This is a genomic window from Cupriavidus sp. YAF13 (assembly GCF_052113425.1).
Lineage (GTDB): Bacteria > Pseudomonadota > Gammaproteobacteria > Burkholderiales > Burkholderiaceae > Cupriavidus.
The window spans coordinates 94901-119056 of record NZ_JBFRDD010000011.1 but is presented as its reverse complement, the minus strand read 5'-3'; the positions used below and the strand labels follow the sequence as shown (position 1 = coordinate 119056).

Below are 24156 nucleotides of genomic sequence, written 5' to 3'. Positions count from 1 at the left end.
GCATGTTCGTCAGGGGCTGTGCATTCAGTAGAAAGCGCCGCCGTCTGGCACGAGCAAAACCAGCAACGTCGAACGCATAGAGGAACGCACATGGCCGTCAACCTGCCCCTGCCGCTGGCAGAAAACCTGAAACCTGTCGCCGGCGTCGAGCTCGGCTGGGCCGAAGCGGGTGTCCGCAAGGCCAACCGCAAGGACGTGCTGGTGGTGCGCGTTGCCCAAGGCAGCACCGTGGCGGGCGTGTTCACCCGCAACCGCTTCTGCGCCGCGCCGGTGCAGGTCTGCCGCGAGCACCTGGCCGCCGGCAAGGGCATCCGTGCGATCGTGGTCAACACCGGCAACGCCAATGCCGGCACGGGCGAGCCGGGCCTGGCCAATGCGCGCGCCACCTGTGATGCGCTGGCCGCGCAGCTCGGCATTGCACCCGAGCAAGTTCTGCCGTTCTCGACCGGTGTGATTCTCGAGCCGCTGCCGGTGGACCGCATCACCGCCGCGCTGCCCGCTGCCATCGCCAATGCCAAGCCCGACAACTGGCTGGCCGCGGCGGAGTCGATCATGACCACCGACACCCAGCCCAAGGCCGCCTCGCGCACCGTGCAGATCGGCGGCAAGACCGTGACGCTGTCCGGCATCAGCAAGGGCGCGGGCATGATCCGCCCCAATATGGCCACCATGCTCGGCTTCGTCGCCACCGATGCCACCGTGTCGCAGGATGTGCTGCAGGCGCTGGTGTCGTACGCGGCGGATCACTCCTTTAACAGCATCACCATCGACGGCGACACGTCGACCAATGACTCCTTCGTGCTGATCGCCAGCGGCAAGGCCGGCGCGCCGGCCATCGAGCGTGCCGAGGGGGCGGACTTCGAGACGCTGCGAGCCGCGCTGACCGACCTGTCGCAGGAACTGGCGCAGATGATCGTGCGCGATGGCGAAGGCGCCACCAAGCTGATGACCATCCAGGTCGAGGGCGGCAAGGACGTGGCCGAATGCCGCCTGATCGCCTACGCGGTGGCGCATTCGCCGCTGGTCAAGACCGCCTTCTACGCCTCGGACCCCAACCTGGGCCGCATCCTGGCCGCGGTGGGCTATGCCGGCGTGGACGATCTCGAAGTGGAGCGCGTCAATCTGTGGCTGGACGATGTCCTGGTCGCGCGCGACGGTGGCCGCAACCCCGAGTATCGTGAGGAAGACGGCCAGCGTGTGATGAAGCAGGCCGAAATCACCGTGCGCATCGCGCTGGGCCGCGGCGACGCCACCGCCACGGTCTGGACCTGCGACCTGTCGCACGACTACGTTTCGATCAACGCGGACTATCGTTCGTAGGCACCAGCCAGGCACGCATTGCGTGCGTGCCGCTCCCGCCAGCGCGGGCTCGGCACGCCAGCCGCCCGCCCTCCTGCCAACGATCCGCTTTTCCCCCCAAGCCGCCATGTCAGACCTTGCTGCCCGCCTCGATAGTTTCCTCGCCCGCCTTGAACAATGGCTGCCGCCCCAGCTGACCGAAGCTGACTGGGAGCAGGCCGTCGCCTTCCGCTGGCGCAAGCGGCAGAGCCTGTTCGGCAACATAGGCTACCTGCAGGCGATCCGCCAGCTGCCGCCGATCCATCTCGACGACCTGAAGAACATCGTGCGGCAGAAGGATGCCATCGTGGCCAATACGCGCCAGTTCGTGCAGCACCTGCCGGCCAACAACGTGTTGCTGACGGGCGCGCGCGGCACCGGCAAGTCCTCGCTGATCAAAGCCTGCCTCAATGCCTTCGTCAAGGATGGCCTGCGCCTGGTGGAAGTGGACAAGGATGACCTGGGCGACCTCGGCGATATCGTCGAGCAGTTGTCGGCGCGTCCCGAGCGTTTTGCCATCTTTTGCGACGACCTGTCGTTCGAAGAAGGCGAATCGGGCTACAAGTCGCTGAAGTCGGCGCTGGACGGCTCCGTGGCCGCGCAGTCGGACAATGTGCTGATCTATGCCACCTCCAACCGCCGCCATCTGCTGCCCGAGTACATGAAGGACAACGAGACCTACCGGCACACCGACGATGGCGAGATCCATCCCGGCGAAGTGGTGGAGGAAAAGATCTCGCTGTCCGAGCGTTTCGGGCTGTGGCTGTCGTTCTATCCGCCCAAGCAGGACGAGTACCTGGCCATCGTCGGCCACTGGCTCGGGCACTTTGGCTGCAGCGCCGAAGACATCGCCGCAGCACGTGGCGATGCGCTGGTGTGGGCGCTGGAGCGCGGCTCGCGCTCGGGGCGGGTGGCCTGGCAGTTCGCCCGCGACTGGGGCGGCAAGCATGGCAAGCCCTATATGGCCTCGGCGCAGGACGGCCAGGCATGAGCGAGGCATCGCAGGTAACCGATGCAGCGGCGCCGGCGGCGCGTAAGGTGACCGAGGTTGCCGTTGGCGTGCTGGTGCAGCCCGACGGGCGCTTCCTGCTGGCCCAGCGGCCGGCGGGCAAGCCCTATGAAGGCTACTGGGAGTTCCCGGGCGGCAAGCTGGAACCGGGCGAATCAGTCGAAGAGGCGCTGGCGCGCGAGCTGCATGAGGAGCTCGGCATCGAGGTGGGCGCCAGCGTGCGCTGGCACGTGCTGGAGCATGACTACCCGCATGCCTATGTGCGCCTGCATTTCTGCAAGGTCACCGCGTGGACGGGCGAGCTGGTCGGCCGCGAGGGCCAGGCCTTCTCGTGGCAATCGGCGCCGGTGGACGTGGGCCCCTTGCTGCCGGCTACGATCCCCGTGGTCGACTGGCTGGCTGCCGAGAGCGGCACCGCCTGAACTGTCGGGGCCGTCGTCGGGGTCACCGGGGCCGCAACGGTCGTGCGGTGCTTAGTCCTCGTCTTGATCGTCCGGCGAGGGCTCTTCGCCGGGTTTGCCGCCAATCACGTATTTCTCGGACGCCCACGCGCCCAGGTCGATCTGCTTGCAGCGGTTCGAGCAGAAGGGACGGAATTTACTCTCGGGTACCCAGGCCACGTCCGTGCCGCAGGTGGGGCATTTGACTACGGTTGTCATTGCTTCAGAAATTACAGAGCTTGAGCAGGAAAGGGATGTCGGCGTCGACCGAACGGGGACGCAAGTCGCCATCCTGCTGCGTGAAACGGACCCACAGCATGTACTTGTTGGCGCTCATCTCGGGGATGAAGGCCAGCAGCGATTCATCCAGCAGCACCTGCATCAGCTGGTAGCTGCGACCGGACAGCATCTGCTGGTAGCTGCCGCCGGTGGCGATGACCTTGCCGCTCTGGCCGGACTCGCGCAGCAGGCGCAACACGGTGTTGGTGCCAAGGCGCAGGGGCACCAGCGGGCGCGCCCACTTGAGGATGTCCGCGCGGCGGTCTTCGACGGGACGGTGCTGCCAGGCGTAGTAGGCCGGCAGGTCGAACTCGCAGGTGCCGCCAGGGATGATGGCGCGGCTGCGGATGCTGGTCAGCCACTCGTTGTCGGTCAGCAACTGCCCGGCCTTGCCAACCGACTGGTTAAGCTGGGTGACCGCCTGCTCGATCTCGCTGATGACGCTATCCAGCGCACCCTGGTCGATCTGCGGATTGGCGCGCAGCGCGGCAAGCGCCTGGCGCTGGCGTTCCAGTTCCTTGAGCAGGTCGGTCTTCAGGTCTGCGCGGCCGGCGACGTCGATGATCTCGAACAGCGTCGTCAACGCCACGTGATGCTGCAGGGCGTGATCCTGGCCGAGAAAATAATCCAGCCGATCGAACAGGTCTTCCAGGCGCAGGAGAGTCCTGATGCGTTCGTTAAAAGGATATTCGTACAGAATCAATGGGTGTATTCGTGCAACAGGGCGGGTTGGCGGGTGGGCACTCTGACCCGGGCGGCGTTGCCGGAGCGGCGAGGCTTCCGGTGTATCCGGGCCTGCGCGATGCGAATCGGCCCGGGCCCGCAATATCGGCAGTATGCGGCCATTTCCCGCGTGATTCCAGCGCATTCTATGCGAGACCGCCAAACAGGACAATGAAACGTCCGACTTAGGGTGCCGCATGCAGCACCGCACAAAGTTGGTGCGGATGCGGCCAGTCACTCAGCCCGTGGCTGCCCGGGCGCTAGCCAGGGTGCGGTACAACTGGTCCAGGCGATCCACCTGCGCTGGCAGGGCCTCCGGCAGGCCCTCGTTGTCGACCACATCGTCGGCAGCGGCCAGGCGTTCGCTGCGCCTGGCCTGCCTGGCCATGATGGCCTCGACCTGGCCCTGGGAAAAGCCGTTACGTGCCATGACCCGTGCAATCTGCGTGGCCTCGCTGCAATCCACCACCAGCACCCGGTCCACCCGCGCGCGCCATGAGCCCGATTCGACCAGCAGCGGGACCACGTAGATCAGGTAGGGATGCAGCCCGGAGGCGCGGATCGCGGCGGCGCGCGCCTCGGTCAACTGGCGGATCAGGGGGTGGGTGATGCCCTCCAGCCGGGCCTTGGCCGCCGGGTCCGAGAACACCAGCTCGCGCATGGCATTGCGGTCCATGGCGCCGTCCGCGCGCAGGCAGGCGGGGCCAAAGGCTTCCAGCAGGGCAGGAATGGCCAGCCCGCCCGGCGCGGTGATCTCGTGCGCGAGCAGGTCGGTGTCGATCAGGGCGGCGCCGCGCGCGGCGAACAGGTCCGCCACGCGGGTCTTGCCAGAGCCGATGCCCCCGGTCAGTCCGATTTGCAGCATGTAGGTCTCGAAGCTTGCTGTGGGTGTGATAAGGGCGGCCCTAGGTCGGCCGGCGGCCGGCGCCCGTTCAGCCCGCAATGCCCAGCGGCAGCACGTTGGGCCCAAAGAACAGCACAAGCAGCCCGGCTCCGGCGATATAGGGGCCGAAGGCGAAGTGCGTATCGCGATCCTGACGGCGCAGCGCGATATTGGCAAGCGCGAAAACCAGCCCCACCACGGAGGAGAGCAGCACCAGCGCCGGCAGGGCCTGCCAGCCGAACCAGGCGCCCAGCGCGCCCATCAGCTTGAAGTCGCCATAGCCCATGCCTTCCTTGCCCCGCACCAGCTTGAAGATCCAGTACACCGTCCACAGCAGGAGGTAGCCGGCGGCCGCGCCGATCACGGCATCCGCCAGCGGTGCGAACAGCCCGCCGAGATTGAGCAGCAGGCCCAGCCATACCAGCGGCAGCGTGATCTGGTCGGGCAGTAGCTGTGTGTCGGCGTCGATCAGGGTGAGGGCGATCAGGGCCCAGATCAGGGCGATGGCCGCGAGAGCCTGCCAGGTTGGGCCGAAGTGCGCGGCGGCCAGCGCGGTGAGCAGTGCGGTGCCCGCTTCCACCAGTGGATAGCGCGCGCCGATGGGCGCGGCGCACGATGAACAGCGCCCGCGCAGGAACATGTAGCTCAGTACCGGGATGTTCTCCAGCACGCCGATGGCGTGTCCGCAGTGCGGGCACGCCGAGCGCGGCACCATCAGGTTGTAGGGCTCGGGGTGGGGGATCGGGTCGTCGCGCAGCGACGCGATGTAGTTGGCTTCGTCGTGCTCCATCATGCGCGGCAGGCGGTGCACCACCACGTTGAGGAAGCTGCCGACCAGCAAGCCGATCAGCGCAGCGGCGGCGACCAGGAACCAGGGCGGCAGCGCCGCCAGCTCGGCAATGGTCTGCGCGGGGGCAGCCAGTGAAGAAATCGCGCCACTGGCGCCATCCGCGGAAAACAGCCACATGCCTTACACCACCTGTCCCAGTTTGAAGATCGGAAGATACATTGCCACCACCATGCCGCCAATCAGCACGCCCAGGATCACGATGATCAGCGGCTCGATCAGGCTGGAGATGGCGGCGACAGCGTCATCGACCTCGCGCTCGTAGAACTCCGCCACCTTCAGCAGCATATTGTCCAGCGCGCCGGACTCCTCGCCGATCTGCGTCATCTGCAACACCATGCTGTCGAAGACATGGGTGGCCTGCATGGCGTTGGTCAGGCTGGTACCGATGCGTACCGATTGCTCGATTTCCTTGGTGGCGTCGTAGTAGACCCAGTTGCCGGCGGCGCCGGCGACCGATTCCATCGACTCCACCAGCGGCGTGCCGGCGGCGAACATGGTGGCAAGCGTGCGGGTCCAGCGGGCAATCACCGCTTTGCGGAACAGCGAGCCGAAGATCGGCAGCTTGAGCAGCAGGCGGTCGCTGGCGCGCTGGACCTTTTCCGAGCGTTTTAGCCCGCGCAAATACATCGTGATGCCGATGATCGGCGCGCCGATGATCAGGTACCAATTGTCGACGAAGAAGTCCGACATGGCGATCACAACCAGGGTCGGCGCCGGCAGGTTGGCGCCGAAGCTGGAGAACACGCCCTTGAACGCGGGGATCACGAAGATCATCAGGATGACCGTTACCGCGAAGGCCACGGTCAGCACGGCGATCGGGTAGATCATGGCCGACTTGATCTGGCTCTTCAGCGCGATGGTCTTTTCCATATAGAGCGACAAGCGCTCCAGCAGGGAGTCCAGGATACCGCCCTGCTCGCCGGCATCGATCAGGTTGCAGTAGAGCGTGTCGAAGTAGCGCGGATGGCGGCGGAAGGCCTGCGCCATGCTGCTGCCGGATTCGATGTCAAAGCGGATCTCGGACAGCAGCTGGGTGAAGTTGGGGTTGGCATGCCCGCGCGCGATGATGTCGATCGATTGCAGCAGCGGGATGCCCGCCTTGAGCATGGTGGAGAGCTGGCGCGTGAAGTACGCGATGTCCTTCTGGGTAATCTTCCGCCCGCGCGCGGCCCGCCGCTTTTTCAGCTTGACGACCGTCAGCCCCTGCTTTCGCAGCGTGGCATTGACCTCGGCCTGGCTCTGCGCGCGCAGCTCGCCCGAGAACGCCTTGCCCTTGCGGTCCTTGCCTTCCCACTCGAACAGGTACTGCGTGGGCGCTTTACGCCCTGGTTTCCCCTTGGGCGCGGCCGCCTTGCGAGCGGCTGCGGCTGGTGCGCGTGTCGCCATGATTGACCCCTAATGACATCTTTTGTTGTTTTACATATTTGTTGTGGCCAGCACTTCTTCGAGCGAGGTGAGACCCTGCTTCACCTTGGCCAGGCCAGCTTCGCGCAACGATAGCACGCCATCTTTACGCGCTTGTTCGGCGATTTCCAGTGCCGTGCCATGCGCGAGGATGATCTGTTGCATCGGCTCGGTGATCGGCATCACCTGGTAGATGCCGCAGCGGCCCTTGTAGCCGCTGCCGTTGCAGCGCTCGCACCCGACCGGATGGTAAGGCTGCCAGCTGCCGTCGAGGTCCTCGTCCTGGAAGCCGGCGTCGGCCAGCACCTCGCGGGCCAGCTCTCCGGGGCGCTTGCAGGTGCACAGCCGACGCGCAAGCCGCTGGGCGGTGATCAGCAGCACGCTCGACGCGATATTGAAGGGCGCGACACCCATGTTCATCAGGCGCGTGAGCGTGGTCGGCGCGTCGTTGGTATGCAGCGTCGAGAACACCAGGTGGCCAGTCTGCGCCGCCTTGATCGAGATGTCGGCGGTTTCCAGGTCGCGGATTTCGCCGACCATGATGATGTCGGGATCCTGGCGCAGGAAGGAGCGCAGCGCGGCGGAGAAAGTCAGGCCGGCCTTTTCGTTGACGTTGACCTGGTTGATGCCGGGCAATTGGATTTCCGCGGGATCCTCGGCGGTCGAGATATTGATGTCGCCCTGGTTCAGCCGGTTCAGGAAGGTGTACAGCGACACCGTCTTGCCGCTGCCGGTGGGGCCGGTAACCAGCACCATGCCGTAGGGGCGCTTGATCACGTCCAGCAACAGCGCCTTTTGCGCCGGCTCGTAGCCGAGCTGGTCGATGTCGAGCTTGTCGGACGACGACTCCAGGATCCGGATCACGATCTTCTCGCCGAACAGCGTCGGCAGCGTGGAGACGCGGAAATCGATCGCCTTCTCCACGGTTTCCTTGGGCTCCTTGCTGTCTTTGCCGTCCTTGTCGCCGCCCTTTTCCTTGGGCAGCGCGATCAGCAGCTTCATGCGGCCGTCTTGCGGCACGCGCTTTTCCGAGATGTCCAGGCGCGACAGCACCTTGATCCGGGTGGAGATCTTGTCGCGGATGTCCACCGGCGGCCGTGCCACTTCCTGCAGCACGCCATCCACCCGGAAGCGGATGCGGTAGAAGGTCTCGAACGGCTCGAAGTGAAGATCGGAGGCGCCGCGATGGAAGGCTTCGGTCAACAGCTTGTGCAGGAATCGAACCACGGGCGCGTCGTCGATGTCGGCCGCGGTCTTGTTGCGCAGCGCCCCGGCGGATGCCACCGGGTCGTAGTCGATCATCTTGCGCTCGACATGGCCCGGGCCGATCGACTTGATCGTGCCGCCGCTGTCGTCGGAAGCCGAGCGCACGTATTGCATCAGCTTGTCGTGCTCGACCACGACGGGTTCCACCGGCAGGTTGTATTTCTGCTTGATGGCGTCCAGCCCGGCCTGGTTGCCCGGGTCGGACAACGCCAGCACCAGGCGGTTCTCGCGCCGGCCCAGCGGCAGCAGGCGGTGCGCGTGGAACTCGCGATTGCCCGCCAGTGCCGGCGGCACCTTGTTGAGGTTGTACTGATTCAGATCGACCAGCGGCAGCTGATACTTATCAGCCGCGAAGATCGCCACATCATGTGCAGTCATGGTGCCGCTGGCGATGATCTCGTCGATCAGCTGCGACTTTTTTTCTCGTGCCGACTGTTCAAGCTGGGCGAGCAGGGCCGGCGCGATACGCCGGCTCTGTGCAAGAGCTAGACCAAGTGTCATGGCAAAAAACGATTGGCCGCAAGCGGCCGAGGACCCCGAATCGGGGCAGTTTGCCGCCGGGGTCACTTTTTGTAAAGGCGCACCGGACAGGGTGTTGGCGTTTGCACGACACGGGCGCAACCCTACTTGCGCGGGGGGATGGGGAAGGGGTGGAAATCAGGATTGGCGAGCCGGACACGCCAATGAAAAAAGGCCGCACATTGCTGTGCGGCCTTTCTTGTACGGTCTCGGGGACCGTGAAACTGGTCGGGGTGAGAGGATTCGAACCTCCGGCCTCTACGTCCCGAACGTAGCGCTCTACCAGGCTAAGCTACACCCCGTTTATTTTTCTCTGCGTTGCCTGCCTAATTACTGCTGCAGCGCGAAAGCACACAAGTGTAGCAGCCTTTTTTCCGGAATGGAAGAGGGCGCCGGCACGGCGCGCCTTGGCATCAGGACTGCCGTTGCAGCGAGAACGCGCACAGGTCGATCAGCGTTTGCTTCAGTGGGGAGTCGGGGAACTGCTGGGCGGCTTTCTCCGCAGCTTCGGCTTCGCGCTGGGCTGCCTGGAAGGTGACCTCGAGCGCGCCGCTGGCGTGGATCGCGGTGAACACCGCATCGAAATGCTCGGTGCCGCCTTGCACGATGGCTTCGCGAGCCAGTGTGCGTTGTTCCGCAGTGCCGTGCTCGAGCAGGTGCAGCAGCGGCAGGGTGGGCTTGCCTTCACGCAGGTCGTCGCCGGCATTCTTGCCCATCTGCTCGGCGCTGGCGGTGTAGTCCAGCATGTCGTCAATCAGCTGGAATGCGGTGCCGATGCGCCGCCCGTACTCCGCGGCAGCTTCTTCGGTGGCCGCGTCCGCACCGGCCAGCACAGCGCCGAGCTGGGCCGAGGCTTCGAAGAGCTTGGCGGTCTTGTAGCGGATCACCTGCAGGTAGCGCTCCACCGTGACCTCGGGATCGTGCATGTTCAGCAACTGCAGCACTTCGCCTTCGGCGATGACATTGGTGGCATTGGAGAGGATCTCCATAATGCGCATGCTGCCGGCGTCCACCATCATCTGGAAGGCGCGGGAATAGAGGAAGTCGCCTACCAGCACGCTCGCGGCGTTGCCGAAGACCGCGTTGGCGGTCTGGCGGCCGCGGCGCAGCTCCGACTCGTCGACGACGTCGTCGTGCAGCAGCGTGGCCGTATGGATGAACTCGACCACCGCGGCCAGTTCGTGGTGCCGGTTGCCGTCGTAACCGAAGGCCCGTGCGGACAGCAGCAGGATCACCGGGCGCAGGCGCTTGCCGCCCGCACTGATGATGTACTCGCCGATCTGCTCGATCAGGGGCACTTCCGAAGCGAGGCGCTGGCGGATAACCGAATCAACGGCGCGCATGTCGGCAGCGACCGGGGCAAGCAAGGCAGTGGCGGAAGACTGGGACAAGATGTTCACCGTTACGCAAAACCCGTCGATTATAAGCGATGCGGGTGTATGTATGTCCCCTGAACGGGGGGTGCGGCAAGGCGAGCGGGCGTTGCGCGCGCAAAGCGGGTGTGGCGGTCCCGTGCACCTATAATGCCGCCATGACCCAGCCACCTTCCTCCTCGCGCCGCCAGCTCCGGCGCACCGCACTGTGGGCAGCTTTCGCCGCCCTGGCGGGTTTCCTGCTCGCGGATCTGATCTGACCCGGGTGGGCGGAGAAGTGCTTCAGGCGGCGCCGCGCGGCGCCGGGCAGGCTATGTGTCTGTTTTCTTTGTACTTTTCCCGGCTTTGGTATAGAATCGTGGGTTTCCTCCGGCCGCTTTGTATTGTCTGCAGATGCGCTGGTGGGAGATAACCGGGCCAATTGGGCCGTCCGGCTTGTCTGTTTTCCCTGTCCTGGTCGTTGCCTGGATCGGGATGAAACGGACGCAAGGGCGCGCCGGCGTTGGCTTTCGGCGTTTTATTTCACATCGAGAGGTTCGACAATGTACGCGGTCGTAAAAACCGGCGGCAAGCAATATAAGGTTGCTGCTGGCGAAAAACTTAAAGTAGAACAGATACCGGCAGACATTGGCGCAGAAATCACGCTCGACCAGGTGCTCGCAGTGGGCGCAGGCGACCAACTCAAGTTTGGTACGCCGCTGGTTAGCGGGGCTTCCGTCAAGGCTACCGTTATCTCCCAAGGTCGTCACGATAAGGTGAAGATCTTCAAGATGCGCCGTCGCAAGCACTATCAAAAGCGTCAAGGCCATCGTCAAAATTACACCGAGCTGCGCATCGAAGAGATCATTGGCTGAGCCAGCGCTCAGTCATCGTCGAAATCGAATYCAAGCGTAACTAGGTAAAGTAAAGCGACAGGAGTTAGTCATGGCACAGAAAAAGGGCGGCGGTTCCACACGGAACGGCCGCGATTCCGAATCGAAGCGTCTGGGCGTCAAGGTGTTTGGTGGTCAAGCCATCAACGCCGGCAGCATCATCGTGCGTCAGCGCGGTACCCGCGTGCACCCGGGCGATAACGTTGGCATTGGCAAGGATCACACCCTCTTTGCTCTCGTCGACGGCCACGTGCAGTTCGCCGTCAAGGGCGCTGCCAAGAAGCAGCAGGTCAGCGTCGTTCCGGCAGTCTGATCACAGCCTTTGCAGCATGAAGGCCCCGCAGTACTTGCGGGGCTTTTTCTTTTCTGGCGACAATGTCATTGTTGCCATTCGCCGCGCCAGCGGCCTTGCCATCCCGGCCGGGCGCGCGCTTTGCGGCCGCTACACCACGGAAGGTCATCATGAAGTTCATCGACGAAGCCAGAATTGAAGTCATCGCCGGCAACGGCGGCAATGGCAGCGCATCGATGCGGCGCGAGAAATTTGTGCCCTTCGGTGGCCCCGACGGTGGCGACGGCGGCAGCGGCGGCAGCGTCTACGCGGTGGCCGACCGCAACATCAACACGCTCATCGACTTCCGCTACGCCAAGAAGCACGTGGCGCGCAACGGCGAGAATGGCCGGGGCGCCGATTGCTATGGCGCGGGCGGCGAAGATGTGAACCTGCGCATGCCGGTCGGCACGCAGATCCTCGACATGGATTCCGGCGAGCTGATCGCCGACCTGACCGAACACGGCCAGACCGTTTGCCTGGCCGAGGGTGGCCTGGGCGGCTGGGGTAACCTGCACTTCAAGTCCAGTACCAACCGCGCGCCCCGCCAGCAGGTGGACGGCAAGCCGGGCGAGCGCCGCATGATCAAGCTGGAGCTGAAGGTGCTGGCCGACGTGGGCCTGCTGGGCATGCCGAACGCCGGCAAGTCGACCTTTATCTCGCACATTTCCAATGCGCGCCCGAAGGTGGCCGATTATCCCTTCACCACCCTGCATCCCAACCTGGGCGTGGTGCGGGTCGATCACGAGCAGTCCTTCGTGGTGGCCGACATCCCCGGCCTGATCGAAGGCGCTGCGGAAGGCGCCGGGCTGGGCCATCAGTTCCTGCGCCATTTGCAGCGCACGGGGCTGTTGCTGCATATCGTCGACCTGGCGCCGTTCGATGAAGCCGTGGACCCGGTGGCCGAAGCCCGCGCCATCGTCAACGAGCTGAAGAAGTATGACGAAAGCCTGTACGAAAAGCCGCGTTGGCTGGTATTGAACAAGTTGGACGTGGTGCCCGAGGAAGAGCGCGATGCGCGCGTCAAGGACTTCGTCAAGCGCTACAAGTGGAAGGGCCCGGTGTTCCGCATCTCCGCCCTGACCGGCGAAGGCTGCCGCGAACTGATCTACGCGATCAAGGATCACCTGGCCGCGATCAAGGCCGAGGAAGTCGCCGCGCTGGCGGAGCCGGACATCCGCCTGGATGACCGCCTGCACAACGTCGACCAGTCCGGCGGCGAGCAGAATTAACGACAAGAACAGCAGCACCCAGCAGACAGGATTCCCGCCATGCAATCGGTCATCGCCCAGGCAAAACGTATCGTCGTGAAGGTTGGGTCCAGCCTGGTGACCAACGACGGCAAGGGCCTCGATCACGAGGCCATCGCCCGTTGGGCGGCACAGATCGCCAAGCTGCGCATGGCCGGCAAGGAAGTCGTGCTGGTCAGCTCCGGCGCCATCGCCGAGGGCATGCAGCGCCTCGGCTGGGTGCGCCGCCCCAAGGAAATCCACGAACTGCAGGCCGCCGCGGCGGTGGGCCAGATGGGCCTGGCCCAGGTCTACGAAAGCCAGTTCGGCCGCTACGGCATCCGCACCGCCCAGGTGCTGCTGACCCATGCCGACCTGGCTGACCGCGAGCGCTACCTCAATGCGCGCTCGACCCTGCTGACCCTGCTGTCGCTGGGTGTCGTGCCCATCATCAACGAGAACGACACCGTGGTCACCGACGAAATCAAGTTTGGCGACAACGACACCCTGGGTGCGCTCGTCACCAACCTGATTGAAGGCGACGCGCTGGTGATCCTGACCGACCAGCGGGGCCTCTATACCGCCGACCCCCGCAGCAACCCGCAGGCCCAGTTCGTGGACGAGGCGCTGGCTGGCGCGGTGGAGCTCGAGGCCATGGCCGGCGGCGCCGGCACGTCGATTGGCCGCGGCGGCATGCTGACCAAGATTCTGGCCGCCAAGCGCGCCGCCAAGTCGGGCGCGCATACCGTGATCGCATCCGGGCGCGAAGCCAATGTGCTGGAGCGGCTGGCCGGGGGTGAGGGCATCGGTACGCAACTGCTGGCCCCCACTGGCCGCCTGACCGCGCGCAAGCAATGGATGGCCGACCACCTGCAGTTGCGCGGGCGGGTGGTGATCGATGCCGGCGCGGTGGACAAGCTCACCAGCGGCGGCAAGTCGCTGCTGCCGATCGGCGTGGTGGAAGTGCAGGGCGAGTTCGCGCGCGGCGAGGTCATTGCCTGCATCGACGCGGCGGGCCATGAGGTGGCGCGCGGCATCACCAACTACGCCAGCTCGGAAGCCAAGCTGATCGCACGCAAGCCCTCGTCCGAGATCGAGCGGGTGCTTGGCCACCAGAACGAGCACGAGCTGATCCATCGGGACAACCTGGTACTGGTTTGAGCGGACAGATTGTTCCGAGGCACGATGCAAAAAAGCCCGCGATCGCTCGCGGGCTTTTTGCATCGTCCGGCGCCGTACTACCGCGCCGTTGCCGCCATCAACGCGTGATCGCGCTCTTGCGCGGCGCTTCGCCACGCAATTCCTTGACGATGTCCTGCGCCTTGCCTGCCGCAGAGCGGCCCTCGCACAGGAAATCCTTGGCCAGCGCCGCGCCATAGTTATTGCGCGCGATGCCTGTCAGCTGGACCCAGCCAGCGCGGTCGTCGGTGCGGTTGCGGACCCACTCGGTCGCGCCCCTGGGCAAGGTGGCGTACATCTTGCGCTCGAAGGTGTCGCAGCGTATGGCCTCGAAGCTCACATTGCGCATGCCGCCGGCACCGGTGATGACCACCGTATAACGCACCGCGCCGTCCGCGCCCACGGCCACAGACTTGCCGTCGACGGCGAAGGTAAAGTTGCCGGCGGGGCTGACTTCGAACGGGATCAGGTCCGCATCCCGCGGCAGCGCAGGCAGCGCTGTCTCCACTTCCTTGAATTCCTTCGCGGCGAACGGATCGAGGATGCTGAACTCTTTCTTCGGCGTGTAATCCTCGGATTCGTCCGGCATGGGCACATGCTGCGGCTTGGACGTGCTGCCGCAGCCGGCCAGGCCAAGGCAAAGGGTTGCAGCCAGCAAGCAGGCGGCGGGCAGGCTCGGGCGCAAGCCGCGGCCGGCAAAATCAATCATCGGTACTCCGTTCTGTGGACGCCGGCTGGGCCGGCGAAATTGGGCCCGGATCGTGGGCCAGGTCCTGATGCACCAGGTCCGGAACGCTGTCGGGATGCTCGTCCAGCCCCGCGCGAGCATAACCTGCACGCACCGAACCGTGCCGGCCATGGGTGCCGTAGGGGCTCAGCGGCGCACGGGTATTGCGCTGCAGGAAGCGGGACAACTCGGTCAGCGCGAGTTGGTAGACATCGCGCTTGAACTCGATGACAGCGTCTAGCGGGACCCAGTAATGGCTCCAGCGCCAGGCATCGAACTCCGGGTGGTCGGTGGCGCGCAGGCGGATGTCGCAATCGCGGCCCGCCATGCGCAACAGGAACCAAATCTGCTTCTGTCCCCTGTAATGGCCGCGGATTTCGCGGCGGATGAACTTGTCCGGCACCTCATAACGCAGCCAGTCGCGTGTGCGACCGACAATCCTGACATGCTCGGGCAGCAGACCGACTTCTTCATGTAGCTCGCGGTACATCGCCTGTTCCGGCGTTTCGCCGTATTTGATGCCGCCTTGAGGAAACTGCCACGAATGTTCGCCGATGCGCTTGCCCCAGAACACCTCGTTCCGTGCGTTGATGAGGATGATGCCGACGTTCGGGCGAAAGCCTTCACGATCGAGCATGACTGCACCTCGAATCCTTTAGAATTAGGTTGATTATAAAGGAAGCGCGTAATGGGGCTTTGTGCAACGGGGTGCTGGTTTTCCCTGGGCAAAAAGCGCCGCATAATGCACGCGCGCCACGGATTCGCGCCATCTCGCCCCCGGCACCTGCCAGGGCGTGCATGGCCTCACGAGAAAGCAACGGATGAAAGCCTCGCAATTCTTCATTTCCACCCAAAAGGAAGCCCCTTCCGACGCGGAAATCGTGTCGCACAAGTTGATGATGCGAGCCGGCATGATCAAGAAGCTTGGCGCCGGCATCTATAACTACATGCCGGTCGGCCTGCGGGTGATCCGCAAGGTGGAAGCCATCGTGCGCGAGGAAATGAACCGCGCCGGCGCGGTCGAGCTGTCGATGCCGGTGATTCAGCCTGCCGAGCTGTGGCAGGAAACCGGCCGCTGGGACAAGATGGGCCCCGAGCTGCTGCGCCTGAAGGACCGCCACGAGCGCGACTTTGCCGTGCAGCCCACCTCCGAAGAGGTGGTGACGGACATCGCCCGCAGCGAAATCCGCAGCTACAAGCAACTGCCGATCAATTTCTACCAGATCCAGACCAAGTTCCGCGACGAGCGCCGGCCGCGCTTTGGCATCATGCGCGGGCGCGAGTTCACCATGAAGGACGCTTACTCCTTCGATCGTGACGCCGCTGGCCTGAAGGTGTCCTACGACAAGATGTTCGACGCCTACGTGCGCATCTTCCAGCGTTTCGGCCTGGAATTCCGTGCCGTCGCGGCCGACAACGGCGCTATCGGCGGCTCCGGCTCGCACGAGTTCCACGTGATCGCCGAGACCGGCGAAGACGCCATCGTCTACTGCCCCGACTCGGACTACGCCGCCAACATGGAAGCGGCCGAGGCCCTGCCGCTGCTGGCCCAGCGCGCCGCGCCGGCTGAAGCCATGGTCAACACGCCCACCCCGGGCAAGGCCAAGTGCGAGCACGTGGCCGAGCTGCTTGGCATCCCGCTGGCGCGCACGGTCAAGTCGATCGTGCTGGCCACCGAAGGCGAGGCCGGCGTGCAGATCTGGCTGCTGCTGCTGCGTGGCGACCATGAGCTCAACGAGATCAAGGCGTCCAAGGTGGCCGGCCTGGCCGAGTTCCGCTTCGCGACCGAGTCCGAGATCGTCGAGACTTTCGGCACGCCCCCGGGCTACCTGGGCCCCATCGGCGCCAAGAAGCCCGTCAACGTGGTGGCGGACCGCACGGTCGCCAACATGAGCGACTTCGTCTGCGGCGCCAACGAACGCGACTACCACCTGACCGGCGTGAACTGGGGCCGCGACCTGCCCGAGCCTGTGGTGGCTGACCTGCGCAACGTGGTGGAAGGCGACGTTTCGCCGGACGGCAAGGGCACGCTCGCCATCTGCCGCGGCATTGAAGTCGGCCACGTGTTCATGCTCGGCACGCGCTATTCGGAATCGATGGGCGCCACCTTCCTGGACGAGAACGGCAAGACCCAGCCCATGCAGATGGGCTGCTACGGCATCGGCGTGACCCGTATCCTGGGCGCCGCCATCGAGCAGAACTTCGACGAGCGCGGCATCATCTGGCCCGCTTCGATCGCCCCGTTCGCGGTGGTGGTCTGCCCGGTTGGCTACGATCGCTCCGAGGCCGTCAAGGCCGAGGCCGACCGTATCCATGCTGAGCTGCTGGCGGCCGGCGTCGATGTGATCCTGGACAACCGCGGCGAGCGGCCCGGCGCCATGTTTGCCGACTGGGAGCTGATTGGCGTGCCGCACCGCGTGGTGGTGGGCGACCGTGGCCTGAAGGAAGGCCGCGTGGAGTACCAGGGTCGGCGCGATGCCGAAGCCACCCAGCTGGCGGTCGCGGACGTGGTTGCCCACGTGCGCGGGCTGTTGTCCGCCTGAGCGCCATGCGTCTCCTGGACCCGCTGCGTCTGCCGGGCCTGTTCCCGGGCCGCCTTGGCGTGGCGCGGGCCAGTGCCGGCTTGCTGCTGGTGCTCAGCGCCGCCGCCCACGCCGGGGCCCAGAAGGAAGAGGACCTGGCCGACTCGGTGCGCGGCGCGCTGGCCGCGGCCATTGCCGACARCCGCCCGCTGCGCCCGGCCTTTGCCACTGGCGGAGAGCAGCTGGCCTACCTCAAGTGGCTGGAAGAAATGTCGCACCGGCTCGCCGGGCGCATCCCCGAGCCGCAGGTGCGCATCGAACTGATCGAGACCGCTTACTACGAGGCCAAGCGCGCCGGGCTGGAACCGGCGCTGGTGCTAGGCCTGGTGCAGGTCGAGAGCAATTTCCGCAAATACGCAATCAGCTCGGCCGGTGCCCGCGGGCTGATGCAGGTGATGCCCTTCTGGGTGCGCAGCATCGGCGACAGCGACAGCCGCAAGCTGTTCCACTTGCAGAGCAACCTGCGCTACGGCTGCACCATCCTGCGCTACTACCTGGACCGCGAGCAGGGCGACCTGTTCCTGGCGCTGGGCCGGTATAACGGCAGCCGCGGCCGCCCCGACTATCCCAATGCGGTGCTGGCAGCGTGGAAGCGCTGGCAGTATTCCGAAGCCACGGTCACCGTCGCCGGCGACCCCGAAGCCGGCACGGGCACCCGCAGCCGCGTGGTGCCGCCCGAAGCGCCGGCGCGCAACCCGTTTTCGCCGCAGCGGCTGGCCAATCCATCATGAGCAACACCCGCGCCACCAGCGCCACTGGCGACACCGCCGGCAAGGCGGGCTACACCAGTTCCTCGGCGGACCTGGAACGCTGGCTGCGGCGCCATATCGGGCAGGGCTTTGGCGCCGAGGCGCTGGTGCAGTCGATGTGCCAGTCCGGCTACGAGCAGGCCTTCGCGCAAGCCACCGTGGCCGCGGCGTTGTCCGCCGCGGCACGGGCTGAGGTACGGGGGGCGCCGCCGGACAACGCCGCGGAGATGGCCGCGGAGCTGGGCATCGGCAAGCCGGCCGGGCGCGCAGGGGACCAGGCTGGCGGCCGTGACCAATCCGGCGCGCAAGGCAGGCGCAACGCGGCGCATTTCGCCGGCCGCGAGATTCCCATCTTGTTCACGCTCGCGGCACCGCACGTGACCCTGTACCAGCAACTCCTGACCGATGCCGAGTGCGACGCCCTGGTGGAGCTGGCGCGCGGCCGCCTGGTGCGCTCACCCGTGATCAACCCCGACACCGGCGACGAGAACCTGATCGAGGCGCGCACCAGCCTGGGCGCGATGTTCCAGGTCGGCGAGCATGCGCTGATCGAGCGCATCGAGGACTGCATCGCCGCCGTGACCGGGATCGCCGCGGACCGCGGTGAAGGCCTGCAGATCCTCAACTACAAGCCTGGCGGCGAGTACCAGCCGCACTACGATTTCTTTAACCCGCAGCGCCCAGGCGAGGCGCGCCAGCTCAAGGTCGGCGGGCAACGCGTCGCCACCGTGGTGATCTACCTGAACAGCCCGCCGGCGGGTGGCGCCACGGCCTTCCCCAAGCTTGGCCTGGAGGTGGCGCCGGTCAAGGGCAATGCGGTCTATTTCAGCTATCGCAAGTCCGACGGCGCGCTGGACGAGCGTACCCTGCATGCCGGCCTGCCCGTTGCAGCGGGCGAGAAATGGATCGCCACCAAGTGGCTGCGCGAACGCCCGTACCGGACCGACTGATGCGCGCCGGCAACACCGCAGGGCAGGCGCGCTACTGGTTCGATCCCGCCATGCCGTACGTCGAGAGCCGCTGCGCCAGCGACAGCGGCGCGGCCTACCTGCCACATACCCATCCCACCTTGTCGATTGGCGCTGTCGATGGTGGCCACAGCCTGTTTGGCACCGAGACCGAGTCGGTACGGCTGGCGCCCGGCGACGTGGTGGTGATCCCGGCCGGGCAGGTGCACGCCTGCAATCCGGAGCCCGACGCGCGCTGGAGCTACCAGATGCTGCACCTGGACCCGGCATGGGTGGGCGCGGTGCTGGAGGCGCGTGGCGTGGCGGTGTTGCCCGCGGCGCTGGCGCGGGTGCGCGTCACCAGCGCGCCAGATACCTATGCCAGCCTGTGCCGGCTGAACGATGTGCTGTTCTCCGCAGCCCCGCAGGCCACCAAGGAAGCGGCGCTAGGCGGCTTCGTGGCCGCGCTGCTCGGCGGTGCCGACCAGCGCCAGGCGGTGCGCGCGCCACGCCAGCCAGTCACGCCGGAGGCCCGGCTAGCGGGCCTGGTCGCGCTCCTGCATGCGCATCACGCGGAGCCGCTGCCGCTGGCGGAACTGGCGCGCGGCGCCGGCATGAGCCGCTACCAGTTGATCCGCGCCTTCCGGGCCGACCTCGGCATGACCCCGCATGCCTACCAGCTGGATCTGCGCATCAACCACGCGCGCCAGCTGCTGCGCGCGGGCGGGGCGCCGGCGGAGATCGCCCAGGTGCTGGGCTTTTCCGACCAGAGCCACTTCCAGCGCGCCTTCAAGCAGCGCGTGGCGCTGACGCCGCGCAGCTATCAGCGCCGCAGCGGCTGAGCCGCCACGCGCGGCTTGAAGGCGCGCAATTTTCTCCAATACTAGCCACCCCCTCGCGGCCCAGACTTCGTGCTTCATCCGAAGACACGAAAGGACTGGCGTGGATTTCCCTGTTGATTCCGGCCTCGGCCAATTTGCCATGGTGGCGGGCGCGCATTTTCTTGCACTGCTCAGCCCGGGCCCTGACTTTTTCCTGGTAGTGCGCAGCGCGCTGGTGCATGGCGTGGGCCGCGCCAGCGCCGTCTGCCTGGGCATCGCGCTGGGAAACGGCGTGTTCATCGGGCTGGCCATCACCGGGCTGGCTGCTACCCGCGCCAGCCAAGGCGTGTTCATGCTGCTGCAGTGGGCAGGTTGCCTGTACCTGGCGTGGCTGGGCTGGCGGCTGCTGCGTGCCAGCGGCGAGACGACGCTGCCCGGCGCAGATGGCGCAGATGGCGCAAACGGCACAGGTAGCCAGCAAGTGCAGGGCACCGGCCACGCGGCGTACGCGGCGCAACTTGTGACGGGCTTCCTGTCCGCCGTGCTCAATCCCAAGAATGCACTGTTCTACGCCAGCCTGTTCTCGGTGCTGGCCGGCACCCGCACGCCGCTGGCAGCACAGCTGGGCTACGGCGCCTGGATGTTTGCCATGGTCTTCGGTTGGGACATGCTGGTGGCCTGGGGCGTGCGCCATCCGCTGGTGCGCACGCGTTTTACCCGCTCGGTCCGCGGCGTGGAGCGGGCTACCGGCGTGGTGCTGTGGGGGATCGCGCTAGTGGTGGCGGCGAACGCGCTCAATGCGACATAAGGCGGCATGATGCGGCTGCTACTCGCCAAGCCGTATCGCCAGTTTTCTGGTCAACTGTACCGGTACTGTACAGTTTTGCATGGCTAGACTAGCTCCATTCCTTTTCGTATTCGATGGAGCCAGTCATGGCAGTGCCCCAGCTTGTTGCCGGATCCGGCGTGTTTGCCGCGTTCTGCGCGTTTGCCCTCGTGTCGTCGATCACCCCGGGGCCCAACAACACCATGGTGCTGGCTTCGGGCGTGAATTTCGGCTTTGCCCGCACAGTGCCCCATGTGCTGGGCATCAGCATCGGCTTTGGCCTGATGGTGGCGGTGGTCGGCCTCGGGCTGGGCTCGCTGTTCGCGGTGTTTCCGTGGACCTGGCAGGCGCTGCGCGTTGTGGCGGTGGTCTATCTCACCTGGCTGGCGTGGAAGCTGGCGACCGCGGGCGGCGTCCAGGACCAGGAGGTGGGCAAGCCCATGGGCTTCCTGGCGGCCGCCGCGTTCCAGTGGGTCAATCCCAAGGCTTGGGTGATGGCGGTGGGCGCTTGCAGTACCTACGTGCTGCACGGCAATGTCTGGCTCAATGTGTTGCTGCTGTCCGGCCTGTTCGCCGTGATCAACCTGCCCAGCGTGGCGATGTGGGCCGTGTTCGGCTCGGCCATGCGGCGCTGGCTGGCGCAGCCCCGGGTGCTGCGCCTGTTCAACGTGGCGATGGCGCTGTTGCTGCTGGCCTCGCTGTGGCCGATCGTCAGCGCCAGGCCGTAACGCGCAGACCGGGCAAGGCCTTAGCGCAAGGCCCGGATGGCGGGCAGGTTGCGCCAGTAGCCATGGGCGTCCATGCCGCAGCCGAAGACATAGCGCTCGGGCACGGTGAAGCCGCAGAAGTCCGGGTGCATGGGTTTTGCCTTTTGCAGCACTTTTTCGCACAGCACGGCGGCATAGACATTGGTCGCGCCCATATCCATGATGCGCTGGCGGATGGCCGCCATGGTCTCGCCTTCGTCCAGGATGTCGTCCAGCACCAGCACCGTGCGGCCCTTGACCGATTCGCGCGGCGCCACGCGCCATTGCATCTCGCCGCCAACGGTCTTGTTGTTGTAGCGCGAGAGGTGGATGTAGTCGAACTCCAGCGGGAACGCCAGCTTGGGCAGCAGCATGCCGGTGAAGACGACTGCGCCGCCCATTACCGACAGCACCAGCGGGAAGGTATCGCCCATCTTTTCCGTGATCTCGCCCGCCATGCGGTCCAGCGACGCCTGGACGGCCTCGGCGCTGACGATTTCCTCGGAGTTGGCCCACAGTTCGCGGGCCTGTTCGGCGGTCATCATGATGTGGATCCTGTCTCAGTCTTTGTCTTTTGCGGGTGACGCGGCGCCCGGGGAGCGGGCACCGCCGTGCCAGACGGCCTAGCGGTTGAAGAGTCCCTTCATGCCGCCCTTCATCGCGCCCATCGAGCGCATCATCTTCATCATGCCGCCGCCCTTGAGCTTCTTCATCATGCTCTGCATCTGGTCGAACTGGTTGAGCAGGCGGTTGACTTCCTGCACCGGCACGCCGGCGCCGGTGGCGATGCGGCGCTTGCGGCTGGCCTTGATCAGGTCGGGCTTGGCGCGCTCTGCGGCCGTCATGCTGTTGATGATGCCTTCCATGCGGCGCACCTGCTTCTCGGCCACGTCCATATTGGCGCCCTGCGCCTGCTGGGCGAACTGCGCCGGCAGCTTGTCGACCAGGCTGCCCAGGCCGCCCATCTTCTTCATCTGGCCGATCTGCGCCTTGAAGTCTTCCAGGTCGAAGTCGCCCGTCTTCTTGATCTTCTTGGCCAGCTTCTCGGCCGCTTCCATGTCCACGCCGCGCTGGGCTTCCTCGACCAGCGCGAGGATGTCGCCCATGCCCAGGATCCGCTGGGCCATGCGATCGGGGTAGAAGGGCTCGAGGCCGTCCAGCTTTTCGCCAACACCGACGAACTTGATCGGGCGGCCGGTGATGTGGCGCACCGACAGCGCGGCACCGCCGCGCGCATCGCCGTCCAGCTTGGTCAGCACCACGCCGGTCAGGGGCAGGGCGTCATTGAAGGCGCGCGCGGTGTTGACCGCGTCCTGGCCCAGCATGGCGTCGACCACGAACAGGGTTTCGACCGGCTTGATCTCGGCGTGCAGCGCTTTGATTTCCTGCATCATGGCTTCGTCGATACCCAGGCGGCCTGCCGTGTCGACAATCAGCACATCGTGATAATGCTTGCGGGCCCAGTCCACCGCAGCGCGCGCGATGTCCACCGGTTTCTGGTCGGGCTCGGAGGGGAAGAAATCGGCGCCGACCTGCTCGGATACGGTCTTGAGCTGGGCGATAGCGGCGGGGCGGTAGACGTCGCACGAGACCGTCAGCACCTTTTTCTTCTTGTTTTCTTTCAGCCACTTGGCCAGCTTGCCGACGGTGGTGGTCTTGCCGGCGCCCTGCAGGCCGGCCATCAGGATGATCGCGGGCGGCTGCACCGCCAGGTTCAGCTCGCCGCTCTTGTTGTCGGCGGACAGGCTTTCCTCGCCGCCGATGACGGCGGTCAGCTCGCGCTGCACCACGCCCACCAGCGCCTGGCCCGGCGTCAGGCTGGACACCACGTCCTCGCCCAGTGCCTTTGCCTTCACGCGGGCAATGAATTCCCGCACCACCGGCAAGGCGACGTCGGCCTCCAGCATGGCCAGGCGCACTTCGCGCAGCATTTCGGCGGTATTGGCTTCGGTCAGGCGAGCCTCGCCGCGCATGGTCTTGACGACCCGCGCCAGGCGTTGAGTGAGATTGTCCAGCATGGCAGAAGTCCGGGGGATAGAGCTTGATCGAGGCTTGAGGCTGGCTCTTGGCCCGGCTCAAGCGGGGCGCCACCGGGACGGGGCGCTAAGGTAAACTGTGCAAATGGCCATTGTACTGTATGCCTTGACGGCACTTCTCTATTGCGGCCTGGCCTATCACGGCTGGGCGACGCGCAACCCGCAGCTATCGGCTGCCGGCACCGGCGGTGCCATTGGGGGCGCGGCGACCACCGCGTTGCTGCACGGCGGCGGCGGTGGGGCCGGCGGGCGCGGCGAGGGCCGCCCGGCCTGGTGGCACGCGCTGATGCTGGCCGCGGTGGCCAGCCACGGCCTGCTGCTGCACGAGACCATCTTCCCGGCCGACCGCATGGTGTTCGGCTTTGCCTTTGCGCTGTCGGCCATGCTTTGGCTGGGCGTGGGCATCTACTGGATCGAGAGCTTCTTCTTCTCGCTGGCCGGCCTCGGGCTGATCGTGGTCCCGGTGGCGATGCTCGCGAGCCTGATGCCGCTGGCGTTTCCCGGCGCGCAGATCCTGGGCTACGCGGCGCGGCCGCTGTTCAAGCTGCACTTCATCATTGCCAACGTGGCCTATGGCCTGTTCACGCTGGCGGCCTTCCATGCCTTCCTGATGCTGCTGGCCGAGCGCCGCCTGCATGGCTTCAACCGTTCGCCCCAGGTGGGCAAGACCAGCGAGCCGGCCCAGTGGGTGGGCCGCTGGCTCGACCTGCTGCCGCCACTGCTGACTCTGGAGAAGCTGCTGTTCCGTTTGATTGGCGCCGGCTTCGTGCTGCTGACGCTGACGATCCTGTCGGGCCTGCTGTTCTCCGAGCAACTGTTCGGCCGGGCCTTCCGGCTCGACCACAAGACCGTGTTCGCGCTGCTGTCGTGGGCGATGTTCGCGGGCATCCTGGCCGGGCGCACCTTCTACGGCTGGCGCGGGCGCACCGCGCTGCGCTGGGTGATCGCATCCTTCGGCATCCTGCTGCTGGCTTATGTTGGCAGCCGCTTCGTCATCGAAGTCATACTGCACCGAATCTGAGGCCGG

At 65.8% G+C, this 24156-nt stretch carries 26 protein-coding genes and 1 tRNA gene; 15 read left to right on the top strand and 12 right to left on the bottom strand.

Translation table 11 applies throughout. The features are described from left to right. Positions 1-90 precede the first annotated feature (90 nt). The 3 genes from argJ to AB4061_RS12020 all read left to right on the top strand — a co-directional run bounded on the left by argJ (position 91) and on the right by AB4061_RS12020 (position 2769). Positions 91-1320: a bifunctional glutamate N-acetyltransferase/amino-acid acetyltransferase ArgJ gene (argJ, locus tag AB4061_RS12030; protein ID WP_441633951.1), complete on the top strand. Its 1230-nt coding sequence runs from the start codon at positions 91-93 to the stop codon at positions 1318-1320. A gap of 106 nt (positions 1321-1426) precedes the next feature. Beyond that, a complete protein-coding gene (locus tag AB4061_RS12025) occupies positions 1427-2329 on the top strand; it encodes an ATP-binding protein (protein WP_441633949.1) in 903 nt (300 codons plus the stop codon). Beyond that, positions 2326-2769, top strand: coding sequence for an NUDIX domain-containing protein (locus AB4061_RS12020; protein WP_441633947.1), 444 nt, complete (start codon positions 2326-2328; stop codon positions 2767-2769). Before AB4061_RS12025 ends, AB4061_RS12020 begins: the two co-directional genes overlap by 4 nt. A gap of 51 nt (positions 2770-2820) precedes the next feature. Here the strand turns inward: AB4061_RS12020 and AB4061_RS12015 are convergent, their stop codons facing one another. The 8 genes from AB4061_RS12015 to ispB form a co-directional block, all read right to left on the bottom strand. Further along, entirely contained in the window at positions 2821-3006 is a 186-nt protein-coding gene (locus tag AB4061_RS12015) for a DNA gyrase inhibitor YacG (RefSeq protein ID WP_441633945.1), read from the bottom strand. 4 nt (positions 3007-3010) lie between these two features. After that, a complete protein-coding gene (gene zapD / locus AB4061_RS12010) occupies positions 3011-3769 on the bottom strand; it encodes a cell division protein ZapD (protein WP_441633943.1) in 759 nt (252 codons plus the stop codon). 258 nt (positions 3770-4027) lie between these two features. Continuing rightward, complete coding sequence (gene coaE / locus AB4061_RS12005; protein WP_441633941.1) at positions 4028-4654, bottom strand: dephospho-CoA kinase; 627 nt, start codon at positions 4652-4654, stop codon at positions 4028-4030. Positions 4655-4721: 67 nt separating this feature from the next. Continuing rightward, positions 4722-5639 (bottom strand): prepilin peptidase, encoded by a 918-nt coding sequence (locus tag AB4061_RS12000; protein ID WP_441633939.1) that lies wholly within the window; start codon positions 5637-5639, stop codon positions 4722-4724. A 3-nt stretch (positions 5640-5642) separates the two neighbouring features. After that, positions 5643-6908, bottom strand: a complete 1266-nt coding sequence (locus AB4061_RS11995) for a type II secretion system F family protein (protein WP_441633937.1) — start codon at positions 6906-6908, stop codon at positions 5643-5645. 30 nt (positions 6909-6938) lie between these two features. Further along, entirely contained in the window at positions 6939-8693 is a 1755-nt protein-coding gene (pilB, locus tag AB4061_RS11990; protein WP_441633935.1) for a type IV-A pilus assembly ATPase PilB, read from the bottom strand. A 243-nt stretch (positions 8694-8936) separates the two neighbouring features. Continuing rightward, positions 8937-9013, bottom strand: a tRNA-Pro gene (locus AB4061_RS11985). Positions 9014-9124: 111 nt separating this feature from the next. Further along, positions 9125-10054 carry an octaprenyl diphosphate synthase gene (ispB, locus tag AB4061_RS11980; RefSeq protein ID WP_441634028.1) on the bottom strand — a complete coding sequence of 310 codons (930 nt, stop codon included), beginning with the start codon at positions 10052-10054 and terminating at the stop codon, positions 9125-9127. Positions 10055-10626: 572 nt separating this feature from the next. Here ispB and rplU point away from each other — a divergent pair. The 5 genes from rplU (at position 10627) to proB (ending at position 13677) form a co-directional block, all read left to right on the top strand. Further along, positions 10627-10938: a 50S ribosomal protein L21 gene (gene rplU / locus AB4061_RS11975; RefSeq protein WP_006162510.1), complete on the top strand. Its 312-nt coding sequence runs from the start codon at positions 10627-10629 to the stop codon at positions 10936-10938. Between the two features lie 70 nt (positions 10939-11008). Beyond that, positions 11009-11269 (top strand): 50S ribosomal protein L27, encoded by a 261-nt coding sequence (gene rpmA, locus AB4061_RS11970; RefSeq protein ID WP_006162509.1) that lies wholly within the window; start codon positions 11009-11011, stop codon positions 11267-11269. Positions 11270-11285: 16 nt separating this feature from the next. Next, the gene (locus AB4061_RS11965; protein WP_441633933.1) at positions 11286-11447 is read left to right on the top strand and encodes a hypothetical protein; all 162 of its coding nucleotides are present in this window, start codon (positions 11286-11288) and stop codon (positions 11445-11447) included. Beyond that, a complete protein-coding gene (obgE, locus tag AB4061_RS11960) occupies positions 11419-12519 on the top strand; it encodes a GTPase ObgE (protein ID WP_441633931.1) in 1101 nt (366 codons plus the stop codon). Before AB4061_RS11965 ends, obgE begins: the two co-directional genes overlap by 29 nt. A 39-nt stretch (positions 12520-12558) precedes the next feature. Continuing rightward, entirely contained in the window at positions 12559-13677 is a 1119-nt protein-coding gene (proB, locus tag AB4061_RS11955; RefSeq protein ID WP_441633929.1) for a glutamate 5-kinase, read from the top strand. Between the two features lie 97 nt (positions 13678-13774). Here proB and AB4061_RS11950 read toward each other — a convergent pair whose 3' ends face one another. Then, the gene (locus AB4061_RS11950) at positions 13775-14404 is read right to left on the bottom strand and encodes a CNP1-like family protein (protein WP_441633927.1); all 630 of its coding nucleotides are present in this window, start codon (positions 14402-14404) and stop codon (positions 13775-13777) included. Then, complete coding sequence (locus AB4061_RS11945) at positions 14397-15059, bottom strand: RNA pyrophosphohydrolase (RefSeq protein ID WP_043349734.1); 663 nt, start codon at positions 15057-15059, stop codon at positions 14397-14399. Before AB4061_RS11945 ends, AB4061_RS11950 begins: the two co-directional genes overlap by 8 nt. 184 nt (positions 15060-15243) lie before the next feature. On the opposite strand from AB4061_RS11945, the gene AB4061_RS11940 reads away from it, so the two are divergent. The 6 genes from AB4061_RS11940 to AB4061_RS11915 all read left to right on the top strand — a co-directional run bounded on the left by AB4061_RS11940 (position 15244) and on the right by AB4061_RS11915 (position 21075). Next, positions 15244-16965: a proline--tRNA ligase gene (locus tag AB4061_RS11940; protein ID WP_441633925.1), complete on the top strand. Its 1722-nt coding sequence runs from the start codon at positions 15244-15246 to the stop codon at positions 16963-16965. 5 nt (positions 16966-16970) lie between these two features. Then, entirely contained in the window at positions 16971-17735 is a 765-nt protein-coding gene (locus AB4061_RS11935; protein ID WP_441633923.1) for a transglycosylase SLT domain-containing protein, read from the top strand. Beyond that, positions 17732-18703, top strand: coding sequence for a 2OG-Fe(II) oxygenase (locus tag AB4061_RS11930; protein WP_441633921.1), 972 nt, complete (start codon positions 17732-17734; stop codon positions 18701-18703). The genes AB4061_RS11935 and AB4061_RS11930 overlap by 4 nt, the downstream gene beginning before the upstream one ends. Beyond that, positions 18703-19542: a helix-turn-helix domain-containing protein gene (locus AB4061_RS11925; protein WP_441633919.1), complete on the top strand. Its 840-nt coding sequence runs from the start codon at positions 18703-18705 to the stop codon at positions 19540-19542. The genes AB4061_RS11930 and AB4061_RS11925 overlap by 1 nt, the downstream gene beginning before the upstream one ends. Before the next feature lie 100 nt (positions 19543-19642). Beyond that, positions 19643-20329, top strand: coding sequence for a LysE family translocator (locus tag AB4061_RS11920; protein WP_441633917.1), 687 nt, complete (start codon positions 19643-19645; stop codon positions 20327-20329). Between the two features lie 125 nt (positions 20330-20454). After that, complete coding sequence (locus tag AB4061_RS11915; protein ID WP_441633915.1) at positions 20455-21075, top strand: LysE family translocator; 621 nt, start codon at positions 20455-20457, stop codon at positions 21073-21075. 20 nt (positions 21076-21095) lie between these two features. Here the strand turns inward: AB4061_RS11915 and AB4061_RS11910 are convergent, their stop codons facing one another. Further along, positions 21096-21638, bottom strand: coding sequence for a hypoxanthine-guanine phosphoribosyltransferase (locus AB4061_RS11910; protein ID WP_017224402.1), 543 nt, complete (start codon positions 21636-21638; stop codon positions 21096-21098). 78 nt (positions 21639-21716) lie between these two features. Continuing rightward, complete coding sequence (gene ffh, locus AB4061_RS11905; protein ID WP_441633913.1) at positions 21717-23111, bottom strand: signal recognition particle protein; 1395 nt, start codon at positions 23109-23111, stop codon at positions 21717-21719. Positions 23112-23214: 103 nt separating this feature from the next. On the opposite strand from ffh, the gene AB4061_RS11900 reads away from it, so the two are divergent. Beyond that, on the top strand, positions 23215-24150 hold the full coding sequence (locus AB4061_RS11900) for a cytochrome C assembly family protein (RefSeq protein WP_441633911.1): 936 nt from the start codon (positions 23215-23217) through the stop codon (positions 24148-24150). Positions 24151-24156: the final 6 nt, after the last annotated feature.

What these genes read in the sequence shown, in the direction of transcription:
- coaE (WP_441633941.1), bottom strand. Translation starts at nt 4,654, where the DNA reads ATGCTGCAAATCGGACTGACCGGGGGCATCGGCTCTGGCAAGACCCGC.
- AB4061_RS11965 (WP_441633933.1), top strand. Translation starts at nt 11,286, where the DNA reads ATGAAGGCCCCGCAGTACTTGCGGGGCTTTTTCTTTTCTGGCGACAAT.
- AB4061_RS11925 (WP_441633919.1), top strand. Translation starts at nt 18,703, where the DNA reads ATGCGCGCCGGCAACACCGCAGGGCAGGCGCGCTACTGGTTCGATCCC.
- AB4061_RS11950 (WP_441633927.1), bottom strand. Translation starts at nt 14,404, where the DNA reads ATGATTGATTTTGCCGGCCGCGGCTTGCGCCCGAGCCTGCCCGCCGCC.
- rplU (WP_006162510.1), top strand. Translation starts at nt 10,627, where the DNA reads ATGTACGCGGTCGTAAAAACCGGCGGCAAGCAATATAAGGTTGCTGCT.
- pilB (WP_441633935.1), bottom strand. Translation starts at nt 8,693, where the DNA reads ATGACACTTGGTCTAGCTCTTGCACAGAGCCGGCGTATCGCGCCGGCC.
- proB (WP_441633929.1), top strand. Translation starts at nt 12,559, where the DNA reads ATGCAATCGGTCATCGCCCAGGCAAAACGTATCGTCGTGAAGGTTGGG.
- argJ (WP_441633951.1), top strand. Translation starts at nt 91, where the DNA reads ATGGCCGTCAACCTGCCCCTGCCGCTGGCAGAAAACCTGAAACCTGTC.
- AB4061_RS11930 (WP_441633921.1), top strand. Translation starts at nt 17,732, where the DNA reads ATGAGCAACACCCGCGCCACCAGCGCCACTGGCGACACCGCCGGCAAG.
- AB4061_RS12025 (WP_441633949.1), top strand. Translation starts at nt 1,427, where the DNA reads ATGTCAGACCTTGCTGCCCGCCTCGATAGTTTCCTCGCCCGCCTTGAA.
- rpmA (WP_006162509.1), top strand. Translation starts at nt 11,009, where the DNA reads ATGGCACAGAAAAAGGGCGGCGGTTCCACACGGAACGGCCGCGATTCC.
- obgE (WP_441633931.1), top strand. Translation starts at nt 11,419, where the DNA reads ATGAAGTTCATCGACGAAGCCAGAATTGAAGTCATCGCCGGCAACGGC.
- AB4061_RS11900 (WP_441633911.1), top strand. Translation starts at nt 23,215, where the DNA reads ATGGCCATTGTACTGTATGCCTTGACGGCACTTCTCTATTGCGGCCTG.
- AB4061_RS12020 (WP_441633947.1), top strand. Translation starts at nt 2,326, where the DNA reads ATGAGCGAGGCATCGCAGGTAACCGATGCAGCGGCGCCGGCGGCGCGT.
- AB4061_RS12015 (WP_441633945.1), bottom strand. Translation starts at nt 3,006, where the DNA reads ATGACAACCGTAGTCAAATGCCCCACCTGCGGCACGGACGTGGCCTGG.
- AB4061_RS12000 (WP_441633939.1), bottom strand. Translation starts at nt 5,639, where the DNA reads ATGTGGCTGTTTTCCGCGGATGGCGCCAGTGGCGCGATTTCTTCACTG.
- AB4061_RS11995 (WP_441633937.1), bottom strand. Translation starts at nt 6,908, where the DNA reads ATGGCGACACGCGCACCAGCCGCAGCCGCTCGCAAGGCGGCCGCGCCC.
- ffh (WP_441633913.1), bottom strand. Translation starts at nt 23,111, where the DNA reads ATGCTGGACAATCTCACTCAACGCCTGGCGCGGGTCGTCAAGACCATG.
- ispB (WP_441634028.1), bottom strand. Translation starts at nt 10,054, where the DNA reads ATGCGCGCCGTTGATTCGGTTATCCGCCAGCGCCTCGCTTCGGAAGTG.
- AB4061_RS11945 (WP_043349734.1), bottom strand. Translation starts at nt 15,059, where the DNA reads ATGCTCGATCGTGAAGGCTTTCGCCCGAACGTCGGCATCATCCTCATC.
- AB4061_RS11940 (WP_441633925.1), top strand. Translation starts at nt 15,244, where the DNA reads ATGAAAGCCTCGCAATTCTTCATTTCCACCCAAAAGGAAGCCCCTTCC.
- AB4061_RS11910 (WP_017224402.1), bottom strand. Translation starts at nt 21,638, where the DNA reads ATGATGACCGCCGAACAGGCCCGCGAACTGTGGGCCAACTCCGAGGAA.
- AB4061_RS11915 (WP_441633915.1), top strand. Translation starts at nt 20,455, where the DNA reads ATGGCAGTGCCCCAGCTTGTTGCCGGATCCGGCGTGTTTGCCGCGTTC.